Source organism: Mammaliicoccus sciuri (assembly GCF_002901825.1).
GTDB lineage: Bacteria > Bacillota > Bacilli > Staphylococcales > Staphylococcaceae > Mammaliicoccus > Mammaliicoccus sciuri.
Genome location: NZ_PPQD01000028.1, coordinates 88,956 through 102,829, shown reverse-complemented (window position 1 = coordinate 102,829; position 13,874 = coordinate 88,956). Strand labels below are relative to the sequence as shown.

The following is a 13,874-nucleotide window of genomic DNA, read 5'->3' as shown; positions in this document are numbered from 1 at the left end:
TAATGAACATAACAGTATGGAATGAATATAGACACGAAGTAGAAAGTGAAGAAATTAAAGCAGTTTATCCTAATGGTATTCACAATGTAATTGCTGAATTTTTAGGTGAAGAGCACGACGTTAAAACAGCAACATTAGATGAAGCAGAACACGGATTAACGGATGAAGTATTAGCTGAGACTGATGTCTTGTTATGGTGGGGTCATAAAGCACATGATGAAGTGAAAGATGAAATCGTCGAAAAAGTAAAAGCACGTGTACTAGATGGTATGGGTCTTATCGTGTTACATTCTGGACATTTCTCTAAAATATTCAAAAGTTTGATGGGTACGACATGTGACTTAAAATGGCGCGAAGCAGATGATAGAGAGCGACTTTGGGTAGTTGACCCAACGCATCCAATTACAGATGGATTAGGGCAGTATATTGAATTAGAAAAAGAAGAAATGTATGGCGAACACTTTGATATACCAGCACCAGATGAAACAATATTTATCAGTTGGTTTGAAGGTGGAGAAGTGTTTAGAAGTGGTGCGACATTTAAGCGCGGAAACGGAAAGATTTTTTATTTTAGACCGGGACACGAAAGTTACCCTACTTATTATAATGAAGAAATTCAACAAGTTATTAAAAATGCTGTTAAGTGGGCGAAAAATGATCGCACACCAAAACATCAATATGGTAATGCACAACCTTTAGAAGAAATTAGCAAGAAATAAAATAGGAGATTATATTTATGGATAAACTTAAACTAGGTGTTATAGGTGTCGGCGGTATCGCACAAAACAGACATATACCAGCTTTACAAAAATTAAATCACTTAGTTGAAATTGTTGGTGTACAAGATATCAATCAAGAGCTCGCTAAAAAAGTATCATCACAATTTCAAATTCCAAATGTCTTTTCTGAATATGGGGAGATGTTTAAAAGTGTAGATGCGGTCGTCATATGTACACCAAATAAATTTCATGCAGAAATAACAGTTGCAGCGTTAAATGCAGGTGTACATGTATTTTGTGAGAAACCAATGGCTATGAATCGTGAAGAATGTGATGCAATGATTGAAGCGGCAAATCAATCCGGTAAAGTGCTCGCAATAGGCTATCATTATCGCTTTACAGATGCGGCGATAACAGCCCGTCGTGCAATTGACGAAGGTGTTGTAGGTGATGCGCTTGTAACGAGAGTACAAGCATTGCGTCGAAGAAAAGTGCCGGGCTGGGGTGTGTTTACAAATAAACAACTTCAAGGTGGAGGCAGTCTAATTGATTATGGATGCCATTTATTGGACCTTGCTTTATGGTTACAAACAGATGCTAAACCAGTCGAAGTATTAGGTAAGACATACAACCGTTTGAGTCAGACGCCTAATCAAATCAATGATTGGGGAACATTTGATCATGAAACATTTGAAGTAGATGACCATGTTTCATCATTTATAACATTTGAAGATGGTTCAACGATGCAGTTTGAATGCTCATGGTCTGCGAATATTAAAGAAGATAAAATTCACTTAAGTATGTCTGGTGTAGATGGAGGCATTAACCTTTATCCATTTGAAATTTATCAACCTCGATTTGGTACATTTTTCAACGAACAAGCATATGCTGAACATAATGAAAATATTGCTGCAGAACGTCAGACTTTAAACTTTGTGAACAGTTGTTTAGGACTAGAGTCGTTGGTCGTGAAACCTGAAGAAGCTAGACGCGTGAGTGCATTAATAGATGCAATTTATGAAAGTAGTGAACAAGGAACGAGTGTTAAAATAAAATAAGGGGTGTTACATATGAAAATTGGTGTATTTACAGTACTTTTTCAAGATAAAACGTTTGAAGAAATGTTAGATCATGTTGCAGAATCTGGATTGAAAATGGTCGAAATCGGTACAGGTGGGAATCCAGGTAACCACTTTTGTAATGTAGATGAATTGTTAGAAGATGAAAGTAAAAGACAAGCATTTATGGACGCTATAAAGAAACGTGGATTAGAAATCAGTGCATTCAGTTGTCATGACAATCCTGTTTCACCAGATAAAGAACATGCTAAACAAGCACATGAGACATTTATTAAATCGGTAAAATTAGCTTCGATCCTAGGTGTCCCAGTTGTTAATACATTTTCAGGTATACCAGGATCAGATGAAGACGCTAAACATCCAAACTGGCCAGTAACACCATGGCCAACAGCATACTCAGAAATATTAGAGTGGCAATGGGAGAAGAAGTTGATACCTTATTGGAAAGAAGCGGCGCAGTTTGCTAAAGATCATAACGTTAAAATAGGGATTGAACTACACGCTGGATTCTCAGTACATACACCACATACACTTTTAAAACTTAGAGAAGCGACAAACGATGCTATTGGTGCGAACTTAGATCCAAGTCATTTATGGTGGCAAGGCATTGATCCGATAGCAGCTATTAAAATTTTAGGTAAAGCTGGTGCGATTCATCATTTTCATGCAAAAGATACTTATATCGACCAAGAAAATGTCAATATGTACGGATTAACAGATATGCAACCGTATAGTTCAGTTCAATCAAGAGCTTGGACATTCAGAACAGTCGGTTATGGACATAGCCCACAAGTATGGGGAGATATTATTAGTGCATTGAGAATCAATGGATATGATTATGTCGTGAGTATAGAACATGAAGACCCAATCATGTCAGTAGAAGAAGGATTCCAAAAAGCAGCACATAATTTACAAACAGTGAATATAAACGAATCATTAGATAATATATGGTGGGCATGAAGAAAACCATGGTTTCAGCTTGGGTGCTGATACCATGGTTTTTATTTTTGAGAGGGGGTGAATCTATGGGGGATGGGGATCAGTAGATTCACTTTTCAAAATTAGAAATATAGGAAAACATATAGTCATTTTATAAATTTGGGCTCAAGTCTTGTCTTAAAGCAGGAGTAAAGCCAAGAGATCGCCTAAGTCTTGGCTTAAAGAGGTAGTAAAGCCAAGAGGTGGCCTAAGTCTTGGCTTAAAGAGGTAGTAAAGCCAAGAGATTGCCTAAGTCTTGGCTTAAAGCAGGAGTAAAGCCAAGAGATCCCCCAAGTCTTGTCTTAAAGCAGGAGTAAAGCCAAGAGATCGCCTAAGTCTTGTCTTAAAGCAGGAGTAAAGCCAAGAGATCGCTTAAGTCTTGTCTTAAAGCAGGAGTAAAGCCAAGAGGTGGCTCAAGTCTTGTCTTAAAGCAGGAGTAAAGCCAAGAGGTGGCCTAAGTCTTGTCTTAAAGAGGTAGTAAAGCCAAGAGATTGCCTAAGTCTTGGCTTAAAGAGGTAGTAAAGCCAAGAGGTGGCCTAAGTCTTGTCTTAAAGCAGGAGTAAAGCCAAGAGGTGGCTCAAGTCTTGGCTTAAAGAGGTAGTAAAGCCAAGAGATCCCCCAAGTCTTGGCTTAAAGTAGGAGTAAAGACGAGAAGAGCCCAAATTCTTTGATTAAGAAGGTACTATTCTATAAATAAAAATAACTTTTATGTTTCCCCTTCTTTTTAAAATGACGTTTACATACTCTTCTGATAGCATGCGCATCCGCACCACACCACAGTTCTGCTTCTTTCAATGTAAATGGCCCATTTTTTAATACGTATAATTCTTTTAAATTTTCTAAGTAGAGTAACTGTCTCTGTATCTGTCTTGAGCAATACATGCAATGACCGAATCTCATCCGTTTTTCTAATTGTATTTGGTTGATTTTACGGCAATGTGGGCATCTTAAGCCTGGTTTGATTTGTTCGAATGGAATTATATGTCTAGGGTAGGTCTTCGAAAAATCTTGTTTAAGTGTTTTGATTTTATTGAGGATGGCTCTATTTTCGTCTACTTTAAAATTATTAAATAGCTTTGGAATTTTGTGTAACTCTGTTGGTAACAGTACCTGTTTACGATTAGGTATGTCAGAGTGAAGTGTAAATGTGGGGTTTGTAAAGACGAGATAAGATATTATATCTCGTTTAATATTGAGATGTGATTTAATCAGTTCGAGTTCATATTCGGCTCTTTTCATTTGTAAAAAAGGGGTTTGGAATATATTCCCGTAACTATTTTTCATTTGATTATCGATGATATAGTAGTCGCCTTTATAGTGTTTGACTTCTAAATTGATTATCATATCATCATCTACAATGAGGAAATCGAGTTGAATTTTGTTCTTTATATTTAATTCAATGTTATGTACATAATTTAACTTAAGTTCTTGTTCTAACATTTGTTGTACAATTTGTTCACCTTCTTCACCTTGGATTTGTCGATAAATTTCTTGGGTGTCTTGATTGGCATCTATTCGACCAAAGATTGCCTTATTATATCGTGTGAGTTCCATCTATCAACCTCCTATTTTTTTACATTTATTATATATAATATTCCACTAAAATACAAATAAAAACATTTTAGAAACCATTTATCCTGATTACCAAAATGTTTTTACCATAACTTATTTGAGTTTTTCAGCTAATTCGATATATATGCCTTCTGGACCCTTGATATAACACAATTTATACATGTCTTCGAATTGCGTAATTTCTCCAATCACATTGGAAGATGTTGTGGCCAATTGTTCTACAACTTGTTCAATATTTTGAACTGAAAATGCAAAATGACTAGCGCCTATATTTCTTGGGAAATGTAAAGATTTGTTAGTCGTTGTTGATTGGTCACGAAATTGTATGAGTTCTATAGCTGTTTCATCGTGAGGAACTTTCATCATAGCAATACTTGCTTCTAAAGCATCTACACCATAAATATTGTCGATCCATTCACCATTAATATTTTGTTCTCCGATCAGTTCCAATCCTAACGTAGTAAAAAATACTTTAACAGATTCTAAATCTTCAACGATAATACCTACATGATCCATTTTATTTAATTTCATGTTTACATCTCCAATTCAGTTAATAGTTATATTATAACTATTATATCTGTTGAGACGGTTATTTCCTAACAGCATGAACAATATAATTCATATCTTTTTTATATCGTTTCATTGTTTTAAACATATTAAAGAACATAGATCGATTTTCTTTCTTTAAGGCATTTTTAATAATTTTAAATGTACCTAGAACACCTTCATCTCGTATCATGCCAGCAGGTGTCATAAGTGTTAATGCGCCGATGTGCGATTCTATTTGTTTGAAACCAGCATCTTGATAAAGTTTGTACCACTCTGCTGTTGGTAGTGGGGTTACTTTCACGTTAATGGCATCACTTAAATGATAGATGATTTCATCTTTAGATTTAACATTAATAATTGCGATATCATGTGTTAATACGATGCCGCCTGGTTTTAAGACACGATAATATTCTTTTAATGCTTGTTCTTTCGCTTTGATTGGCAACATTGTAAGCATCGCTTCATTTAATACGATATCAAATTGTTCATCTTCAAATGGTAAGTTCATCGCATTAGCTTTTTGAACATTAATTAAATGAGATAAGTTTGCAGATGATACATTTTTAATACCTTTTTCTAGAGCTTTAGCATTTAAGTCGACACCTTCAATTCTACATCCGTAAGTTTTCGCAATTTGCATAGCTGTCGTACACATATTGCATCCAACTTCTAATACATATTTATCTCTCGTAAAATGGCCTTTTTTAATGAGCCAATCTGTCGCAATTTTTCCACCGGGTCTTAATCGTTTCTTACCTAACTTTGCTAAAAATGTATGTCCAGCTTCTTTTTCATAATGAATCATTCCTTTAAAAAGTTTTTAAAGTAGATGTTTGTATTTCTTGAATAATACGTGGTTTTCTAAATGAACATGTTCATGTGTGTCGCGTTCTAATTGTTCTAAACGTTGATAGACAAGTCTCCATGTACCACATGCTTCTAGAGGTGGTTGGTAATCATTTGTGATGGCACGTATCTCTCGTAATAATTGTCCTGCTTCGTCATGGTCATCAACTAGGGATGTAATGGTTTCGTTTAATTGATTAACTTGTTTACCTGCTGATACATCTAAAAGTTTAGGGAACGACTGATGATCTTCTTCGTCAATATGTTCTAATAATGCAGACTTCAATTTAGTATATAAGTCCTTTAGTTCTAATAAATATGGATGACTTGGACCGTGAACTTTAGCCAACTTTGTAACATAAGGTGTTAAGTTTTGGAATTCAGTTCTCAATGCTTCATGATATCGAGATTGAATGTACTGAATAAGTGAAGCAGCATCTAAATATTTAATATCAATTCCACCATTTTGTTGATCGACAGGTATGCTATTGAGTTGATTTAACAATGTTTCTAAATCGACCTTTTTATTATTAGACACAGCTTGATCAATGGATACATCACCTCCACAACAAAAGTCGATACCGTATTTACGGAAAATATCAGCAGACTTTGGAATATCTGTTACGACATCAGCAACATGACGCTCTTTAGTAATCATGTAATGACCTCCTTTAAAATATTTACCTTCTATATATCTCAATTATATTATATGAGAAACATTCTCAGTATTAGGGAATTCCATGAAAATAACATAAAATTGTAAAAATATGGTATGAAAAGATGTCGATAAAATTTATTCCGATATATCGCTTGACTCTTTTCGATATATCGGATAATATAACGATATATCGAAAAGGAGAAAGGTGATTATATGTTTAGAAGAAATTTTGAGGGAAGATTTAACAATCACAGAGGCCATATGATGAATCGTGATGGCTTTGATTTTGGAAAAGGTTTTGGCGGTCATCCGGGAAGAGATCGTTTCTTTAAGAAAGGGAACTTACAATTTATTATTTTAAAAATGTTAAAAGAAGAACCGAAACATGGTTATCAAGTCATTAAAGATTTAGAAGAAAGATTTAAAGGATTCTATGCACCAAGCCCAGGTTCAGTTTATCCAATTTTGCAAATGTTAGAAGATAGAGACTTTGTATCAATTTCTAAAGATGGTAATAAAAAAGTTTATACAATTACAGATGAAGGCGAAGCATTTTTAAATGAAAACATCAATCAAGATGAATTTACGAAACGATTAGAAGGATTCCAAAATGTTGATATTAAAGCAATGGAAGATGCACGAAATCAACTTAGAGATTTATTTAAAGAAATTATGTTAGCAGGAAGAGAAGCAGTGGAAGATGATGAGAAAAAAGCGAAATTCGAATCATTTATAAATGAAACAAAAGAAAAAGCAAAAAACTTATATAAAAACTAAAAAGAAGGTAAAAATGTTGAAAAGCAATAAAAATAATAAAGTAGCAATTATTGGTGGTGGTCCTGGTGGCTTAATGCTCGGTTTGTTACTACAAAAACAAGGAATTCCATTTACTATATTTGAAAAAGGTGAACGTGATATTAACGGCAACAGAGGTGGTTCATTAGATATTCACGAAGAATCAGGACAATTGCCGATTAAAGAAGCTGGTCTTATTGAAACATTTAAAAGTATGGCAAGATTTGAAGGCGAAGACACAAAAATTCTTGGACCAGATGGCACATTGTATTTTGAAGATGATGCTGAAGGTGAAGGCGGAAGACCAGAGATTGATCGTGGCGAACTTTGCGATATGATTCTTAACGAAATTAATCCAGAAAACATCCGTTATCATTATGAATTTAAAGCAATCGAAACGTTAAATAATCATAAAGTGAAAGTTACTTTTAATCATAATGTGAGTGAAATCTTTGATGTTGTAGTAGGTGCAGACGGATCCTTTTCTAAAGTGAGACCATTTATTACAGAGCAAGAAATCGGCTACACAGGCATATCAATGGTCGAACTAAACATTTCTGATGTGAAACAACAATTTCCAGATTTAGCTGCTTTTAATAAGAATGGTAAAATAATGGCGCTTGGCGGGGATCAAGCTATACTTGGACAATTAAACGGTGATGGATCGATTAAAGTTTATGTCACTTATCGCATGCCATATAAAGATTTAGATACGTATAAAGCTTTGTCACCCGAACAACTAAAATCACGTTTATTACAAGATTTTAAAGATTGGGATAAAGAGCTGTTAAAATACATTTCATATGCCGATGATAAAGTTCTGTTTAGAAGAATTTATAAATTGCCAATTGGTTTTAAATGGGAACGTCAATCGAATGTGACATTGTTAGGTGACGCTGCTCACGTTATGAGTCCATTCGCTGGTGAAGGTGTTAATACAGCTTTATATGATGCGTATTTATTAGCACGTGCATTTAAAAATCATGACAATTTAGAAGATGTGATAACAGCATACGAAGATGAAATGTACAAAGCTTCTGAAGAGCACGCACAAGAATCTCAAGATAATTTAGAGTTAATGTTTTCAGATAATGCTGCTGAAAAAATGGGCAGTATATTTACAGATGTAGAACAAATGTCATAAAAATTCTTACTGTGTAGATGATTAATTTACGTTATACTTCAATTAAGGAAGAACTGAATGGAGTGATAACATGGTCAATCAAAGAGATCAATGGTCATCTAAGATAGGATTTATTATGGCATCAGCAGGTGCTGCAATCGGTATTGGCGCAATATGGAAGTTTCCTTATGTTGCAGGTCAATTCGGTGGTGGCGCCTTCTTATTGTTATTTATTATATTTACATTATTTATCGGATTACCGATGTTGATTTCTGAATTTATCATTGGACGTGCAACAAACAAAGAAGCTGTTGCTGCCTATGATACGCTAGCACCCAAATCACCATGGAGAATAACGGGAAGACTTGGTGTTATTGGATGTTTCTTATTATTATCCTTTTACAGTGTTGTAGGTGGTTGGATTACAATTTATACAGCATTAGGATTAACAGGCAATCTTATATCTGATGATACAAATTACAGTAAAGTCTTTGAACAAATTATAGGAGAGCCATTTACTGTATTAATCGGTGTGTTTGTCTTTATTTTAATGAATGTTGTTGTGTTAAACTTCGGTATTAAAAAAGGTATTGAACGTGCAAATAATGTATTAATGCCTTTATTATTTATATTCTTTATTATTCTTGTTGCGAGAGCAGTAACTTTAGAAGGCGCATCTGAAGGATTATCGTTCTTCTTTAGTTTCAACTTTGAAGACTTCTCAGCTGAAGGCGTGTTATATGCGTTAGGTCAGTCATTCTTCGCGTTAGCTGTGGGATTCTCATGTATGGTTACTTATAGTTCGTATTTAAGTAAAAAAGAAAGTTTACCAACGTCAGCTATGTCGGTATCGATTATGAATATTATCGTGTCTATATTAGCGGGAATGGCGATATTCCCAGTTGTATTTGCTTTTTCATTAGAACCTACTGAAGGTCCTGGATTATTATTTATCGTATTACCTAATGTATTTGGCCAAATGGCATTTGGTTCAGTATTCTTAACGTTATTTTTACTGTTATTCTTATTTGCGACATTGACTTCTTCATTTAGTCAATTTGAAATTATCATTTCAGCTTTTGAAAAAGAAGGCAAAAGATCGCGTTCAAAAATAGTATGGGTATTAGGATTACTGACATTTATCGCTTGTATTCCATCATCACTGTCATATGGTGTTCTTGCAGATGTTTCGATTTTTGGGAAGTCTATATTTGATGCTACAGATTATTTAGTGAGCAACATACTATTGCCAATTGGCTGTTTACTAATCGCAATATTTATTTCGTTTAGAATGGATCAAGCTATTGTAAAAAGAGAATTCCAAATGGGGAATCAACTTTCTTTAAAATGGTTTAAATTATGGAAATTCTTAATGAGATATATCATTCCGATTATTATACTTATCGTATTTATATGTTCGCTTTAATTCTGTCATGAAATCCATGAAATGAGGTATAGCAAATGGAGTTTAAACAGTTAAAATATTTTGTGGAAATTGTTAGAAATGGTGGTATGACACAAGCTGCAGAACATTTATTTGTAGCGCAATCTACAATTAGTAAAGCTGTAAAAAATCTTGAAAATGAATTTGATGTCACGCTATTTGATCGTTCACAAAAACACATTAAACTAACAGATACTGGCGAAGTATTTTACGATAAAGCAGTAGAATTCTTAACGCTATTTGATCATTTGACGCTCGAATTGAATGATATCTTTGAAGTGCAACGTGGACATATTAGATTAGGGTTGTCACCTATGATTAAAGTGGATCTTATAACAGACAGTCTTGAGAATTTTCATGGTAAATATTCTAACGTCACATACGAAGTTACTGAAGGTGGCGGTAAAGCGGTAGAACATTATATTAATAAAGATGAAGTAGATATTGGTGTGACGACATTACCTGTAGATTCATCTAAATATAACAGCGTGCCACTTTATAAAGAGGAATTGTTTTTAGTAGTGAATAAGTCACATAAACTTGCAGAGAGACATCAAGTATCAATCAGTGAATTGAAAGATGAAGAATTTGTTTTGTTCCACGATGACTACTATTTAAGAGATATGATTATTGAGAACTGCCGGAAAGAAGGCTTCTATCCAAAGACAGTTGCTAAAATATCACAGCTTACCTTTATCAGCAATATGATAGAAAGAGGACTTGGTCTATCTATTGTGCCACGAAGTATTGCTGAACAAATGAGTGATGATGTGACAATGATTGAACTTGAAGGTGAAAAGATATATTGGCATCTCGGATTAATTTGGAAAAAAGGTGCCTATGTTAACAGAGTTACGAAAGAATGGATATTATTTCTAAAAGAATCATTAATCAAGAAACAGGCTGGAACATAATGTTCTAGCCTGTTTCTTGCTATGAACAATAAAAATATAATTGAACTATTCCGAAGTGGAATAGTTGTAATCGATAATATGTATTTTATTAATACTTTGAACCGTCCTATAATATTGTCTATAACGTCTTATTAAAAGGATGAGTTTATATGATTAAATTGTTTATAAAGATACTTTTTCAAGTATCTCTCATATATATGATTACTCAAATTGGTAAATGGCTTCAAGAAATATTACATATACCAATTGCAGGTAGTATTGTTGGACTAGCATTATTATTTTTATTACTTCTAACAGGTATTTTACCTGAACGATGGATAGAAGTCGGTGCTAATAAATTAATTAATGTTATGATTTTGTTTTTCGTGCCTTCAATTGTAGGTATTATGGATATTGCAGATCAGATTGGACCAGGTTATATCATTATGGTCGTGTTACTCATTGTGAGTACAAGTTTAGTAGCACTGTCATCTGGTTATGTTTGTGAGAAGTTTTTAAATATTAATAAAACGGATAAGGAGAATGCATCATGATTATACAATCTTTATTGATGGTACTTTTAACATTAGCTTGTTTTATCATCGCTAAGAAACTACAAATTAAATATAAACATCCTATTCTTAATCCAGCACTGATTGCTTCAATTATGATTGTCGCAATTTTATTAGTCTTAGGTATGAATTACAAAGACTACATGGTAGGTGGTTCATGGATTCATCAATTTTTAGATTGTTCAGTTGTGAGTTTAGCGTATCCGTTATATAAATACAGAAAGTTGATTGTCGCGAACTTCAAAATTATTATTTCAAGTGTATTGGCAGGTATCATGGTTAACTTTGTCCTTATTTATGGTGTCCTATATATAATGGGATATCCGAGTTCAACGATTGTAACAATTTTACCTAGATCGATGACAGCAGCAGTAGGCATTGAAGTGTCTCATCAAATGGGTGGAACAGATACGATAACGGTTATGTTTATTATAGCGACAGGCTTAATTGGTAGTATTTTAGGTAATTTTTATATTAGTAAAGCGAAGTTTAAAAGTGATTTAGCGAAAGGTTTAACGTATGGTAATGCTTCACATGCTTTTGGTACAGCAAAAGCTTTAGAATCCAATATCGAAGCAGGTGCATTTAGTACAATTGGTATGATTTTAACAGCTGTACTCAGTGCGATTATGTTACCAGTACTTTATTTAATGACCACTTATATTTAATGAGATATAGAAGGAGATATGGCAAATTTCATGTCATATCTCCTTCTTTTTTATATAAATTTATATTCATTGAATATGTATAAAAATTCATAATAAAAGAACGTTAGATTTGTTACGTTCGTTAAATTTTAACTTAACACAACCGTTGTAGCAATATTTATAATGATTATAAAAAGTGTATTATATATATTTATTCATAAGTAATGATGCTTTTCATTGTATGTAATTTGCATTTTTATTTAAAGTTCTATAGTGTCTTCATTGTGATTTAAATCATCGTGTTCATTAATAATGATTATTTAACGATGTACATTAATCGACAACGAGGAGTGTTCAGAAGTGAAGAAACATAAAGTAATGGACTGGTGGACATTTTATGGGACGGTTGCAGTATTACTTATCGCTGTTATACCGATGATGGTATTCCCTAAAGCTAGTCAAGAAGTCATCACAAGTATTAATGATGTTATTTCAGACTCATTAGGATCATGGTATCTATTACTTGGATTGATTGTTTTTGCATTTGTATTATACATAGCGTTTGGGAAATACGGGAATGTCACTTTAGGTAAAGCAAGTGATAAACCTGAATTTAATAATTTTAGTTGGATTTCGATGCTGTTTTGTGCGGGTATCGGTTCTGATATTCTATACTGGGGTGTCATCGAATGGGCATACTATTATCAAGTGCCGCCGTATGGGGCAGGTAGTATGACGGATGAAGCACTCGAATACGCAACAATGTATGGCATGTTTCATTGGGGACCAATAGCTTGGGCGATTTATGTGTTACCTGCTTTGCCAATTGGTTATTTAGTATTTGTTAAGAAGAAACCAATTTATAAAATCAGCCAAGCATGTAGACCAATTTTAAAAGGTCAAACGGATAAATTACTCGGTAAAATTGTAGATATTTTATTTATTTTTGGATTATTAGGCGGTGCAGCGACATCATTAGCATTGGGTGTACCAATGATTTCTGCTGGGATAGAGCGACTTACAGGACTTGACGGTGAGAATATGGTTATGAGAAGCATTATCTTACTTATCATTACAGTCATCTTTGCATTTAGTTCTTATACTGGCTTGAAAAAGGGTATACAAAAATTAAGTGATATTAACGTTTGGCTAACGTTCTTAATTTTAGGAATCGTACTGATTGTTGGGCCAACGATATTTATTATGGAAACGACTGTATCAGGATTAGGAAATATGTTGAAGAATTTCTTTAGAATGGCAACATGGTTAGAACCATTTGGTGGTGTAGGAGATAGAAAAGAAACAAACTTTCCTCAAGATTGGACGATATTCTATTGGTCTTGGTGGTTAGTATATGCGCCATTTATTGGCTTATTTATTGCCAGAATTTCCAAAGGCCGTACGTTAAAAGAAGTCGTATTAGGTACAATTATTTATGGAACTTTAGGATGTGTATTATTCTTTGGTATCTTTGGTAACTATGCAGTGTTCTTACAAATTTCAGGACAATTTGATGTCATTCAATTCTTGAATCAACATAGCGCTGAAGCCACTATAATAGAAGTGATGCATCAATTACCATTTCCAAAAGTAATGATTGTTCTATTCTTAATCTCAGCATTCTTATATTTAGCAACGACATTTGATTCGGGGTCATATATATTAGCAGCAGCAACTCAAAAAGAAGTCATAGACGAACCATTAAAAGCAAATCGATTATTCTGGGCGTTTGCATTATGCTTATTGCCATTTTCATTAATGTTAGTAGGTGGAGAACGCGCGTTAGACGTCTTGAAGACCGCATCCATATTAGCGAGTGTGCCACTAACCGTTATATTTGTGATGATGATGGTTTCATTTATCCGGACACTAGGCGGAGATCGAATTAAATTAGAAGAACGAGCTGAAAAATTAAAAGCAGTAGAACGACGATCATTAAGAATCGTTCAAGTACGGGCAGAAAAAGAAGACGATAACTTATAATAAAAATTCCAACAAA

At 33.9% G+C, this 13,874-nt stretch carries 14 protein-coding genes; 10 read left to right on the top strand and 4 right to left on the bottom strand.

Annotated features, from left to right (window positions below; all coding sequences use genetic code 11):
• Nucleotides 1–2: 2 nt before the first annotated feature.
• The 3 genes from CD035_RS09270 to CD035_RS09260 are packed head-to-tail and all read left to right on the top strand — an operon-like array spanning nt 3 to nt 2,758.
• Nucleotides 3–719, top strand: a complete 717-nt coding sequence (locus CD035_RS09270) for a ThuA domain-containing protein (RefSeq protein ID WP_048540505.1) — start codon at nt 3–5, stop codon at nt 717–719.
• 17 nt (nt 720–736) lie between these two features.
• Nucleotides 737–1,777 carry a Gfo/Idh/MocA family protein gene (locus CD035_RS09265; RefSeq protein WP_048540506.1) on the top strand — a complete coding sequence of 347 codons (1,041 nt, stop codon included), beginning with the start codon at nt 737–739 and terminating at the stop codon, nt 1,775–1,777.
• A gap of 12 nt (nt 1,778–1,789) precedes the next feature.
• Nucleotides 1,790–2,758, top strand: coding sequence for a sugar phosphate isomerase/epimerase family protein (locus tag CD035_RS09260; RefSeq protein WP_048540507.1), 969 nt, complete (start codon nt 1,790–1,792; stop codon nt 2,756–2,758).
• Nucleotides 2,759–3,463: 705 nt separating this feature from the next.
• On the opposite strand, the gene CD035_RS09255 is transcribed toward CD035_RS09260, so the two are convergent.
• From CD035_RS09255 to scdA, 4 genes are all read right to left on the bottom strand, one after another.
• Nucleotides 3,464–4,330, bottom strand: a complete 867-nt coding sequence (locus CD035_RS09255) for a nuclease-related domain-containing protein (RefSeq protein WP_048540508.1) — start codon at nt 4,328–4,330, stop codon at nt 3,464–3,466.
• Between the two features lie 111 nt (nt 4,331–4,441).
• Entirely contained in the window at nt 4,442–4,879 is a 438-nt protein-coding gene (locus CD035_RS09250; protein ID WP_048540509.1) for a VOC family protein, read from the bottom strand.
• A gap of 58 nt (nt 4,880–4,937) precedes the next feature.
• Nucleotides 4,938–5,702: a class I SAM-dependent methyltransferase gene (locus CD035_RS09245; RefSeq protein WP_048540510.1), complete on the bottom strand. Its 765-nt coding sequence runs from the start codon at nt 5,700–5,702 to the stop codon at nt 4,938–4,940.
• Between the two features lie 15 nt (nt 5,703–5,717).
• Nucleotides 5,718–6,401, bottom strand: coding sequence for an iron-sulfur cluster repair di-iron protein ScdA (scdA, locus tag CD035_RS09240; protein WP_048540511.1), 684 nt, complete (start codon nt 6,399–6,401; stop codon nt 5,718–5,720).
• Between the two features lie 213 nt (nt 6,402–6,614).
• Between scdA and CD035_RS09235 the strand changes: the two genes are divergently transcribed.
• From CD035_RS09235 to CD035_RS09205, 7 genes are all read left to right on the top strand, one after another.
• Nucleotides 6,615–7,178 carry a PadR family transcriptional regulator gene (locus tag CD035_RS09235; RefSeq protein ID WP_048540512.1) on the top strand — a complete coding sequence of 188 codons (564 nt, stop codon included), beginning with the start codon at nt 6,615–6,617 and terminating at the stop codon, nt 7,176–7,178.
• Nucleotides 7,179–7,191: 13 nt separating this feature from the next.
• Complete coding sequence (locus tag CD035_RS09230; RefSeq protein WP_048540579.1) at nt 7,192–8,340, top strand: FAD-dependent oxidoreductase; 1,149 nt, start codon at nt 7,192–7,194, stop codon at nt 8,338–8,340.
• Nucleotides 8,341–8,410: 70 nt separating this feature from the next.
• Entirely contained in the window at nt 8,411–9,745 is a 1,335-nt protein-coding gene (locus CD035_RS09225) for a sodium-dependent transporter (RefSeq protein WP_048540513.1), read from the top strand.
• Between the two features lie 35 nt (nt 9,746–9,780).
• Nucleotides 9,781–10,677, top strand: coding sequence for a cidABC operon transcriptional activator CidR (gene cidR / locus CD035_RS09220; protein WP_048540514.1), 897 nt, complete (start codon nt 9,781–9,783; stop codon nt 10,675–10,677).
• A gap of 149 nt (nt 10,678–10,826) precedes the next feature.
• A complete protein-coding gene (locus CD035_RS09215) occupies nt 10,827–11,210 on the top strand; it encodes a CidA/LrgA family protein (protein WP_048540515.1) in 384 nt (127 codons plus the stop codon).
• The gene (locus CD035_RS09210) at nt 11,207–11,896 is read left to right on the top strand and encodes an LrgB family protein (RefSeq protein WP_048540516.1); all 690 of its coding nucleotides are present in this window, start codon (nt 11,207–11,209) and stop codon (nt 11,894–11,896) included. Before CD035_RS09215 ends, CD035_RS09210 begins: the two co-directional genes overlap by 4 nt.
• 339 nt (nt 11,897–12,235) lie before the next feature.
• On the top strand, nt 12,236–13,858 hold the full coding sequence (locus CD035_RS09205; RefSeq protein ID WP_048540517.1) for a BCCT family transporter: 1,623 nt from the start codon (nt 12,236–12,238) through the stop codon (nt 13,856–13,858).
• Nucleotides 13,859–13,874: the final 16 nt, after the last annotated feature.

What these genes read in the sequence shown, in the direction of transcription:
- CD035_RS09270 (WP_048540505.1), top strand. Translation starts at nt 3, where the DNA reads ATGAACATAACAGTATGGAATGAATATAGACACGAAGTAGAAAGTGAA.
- CD035_RS09265 (WP_048540506.1), top strand. Translation starts at nt 737, where the DNA reads ATGGATAAACTTAAACTAGGTGTTATAGGTGTCGGCGGTATCGCACAA.
- CD035_RS09260 (WP_048540507.1), top strand. Translation starts at nt 1,790, where the DNA reads ATGAAAATTGGTGTATTTACAGTACTTTTTCAAGATAAAACGTTTGAA.
- CD035_RS09255 (WP_048540508.1), bottom strand. Translation starts at nt 4,330, where the DNA reads ATGGAACTCACACGATATAATAAGGCAATCTTTGGTCGAATAGATGCC.
- CD035_RS09250 (WP_048540509.1), bottom strand. Translation starts at nt 4,879, where the DNA reads ATGAAATTAAATAAAATGGATCATGTAGGTATTATCGTTGAAGATTTA.
- CD035_RS09245 (WP_048540510.1), bottom strand. Translation starts at nt 5,702, where the DNA reads ATGATTCATTATGAAAAAGAAGCTGGACATACATTTTTAGCAAAGTTA.
- scdA (WP_048540511.1), bottom strand. Translation starts at nt 6,401, where the DNA reads ATGATTACTAAAGAGCGTCATGTTGCTGATGTCGTAACAGATATTCCA.
- CD035_RS09235 (WP_048540512.1), top strand. Translation starts at nt 6,615, where the DNA reads ATGTTTAGAAGAAATTTTGAGGGAAGATTTAACAATCACAGAGGCCAT.
- CD035_RS09230 (WP_048540579.1), top strand. Translation starts at nt 7,192, where the DNA reads ATGTTGAAAAGCAATAAAAATAATAAAGTAGCAATTATTGGTGGTGGT.
- CD035_RS09225 (WP_048540513.1), top strand. Translation starts at nt 8,411, where the DNA reads ATGGTCAATCAAAGAGATCAATGGTCATCTAAGATAGGATTTATTATG.
- cidR (WP_048540514.1), top strand. Translation starts at nt 9,781, where the DNA reads ATGGAGTTTAAACAGTTAAAATATTTTGTGGAAATTGTTAGAAATGGT.
- CD035_RS09215 (WP_048540515.1), top strand. Translation starts at nt 10,827, where the DNA reads ATGATTAAATTGTTTATAAAGATACTTTTTCAAGTATCTCTCATATAT.
- CD035_RS09210 (WP_048540516.1), top strand. Translation starts at nt 11,207, where the DNA reads ATGATTATACAATCTTTATTGATGGTACTTTTAACATTAGCTTGTTTT.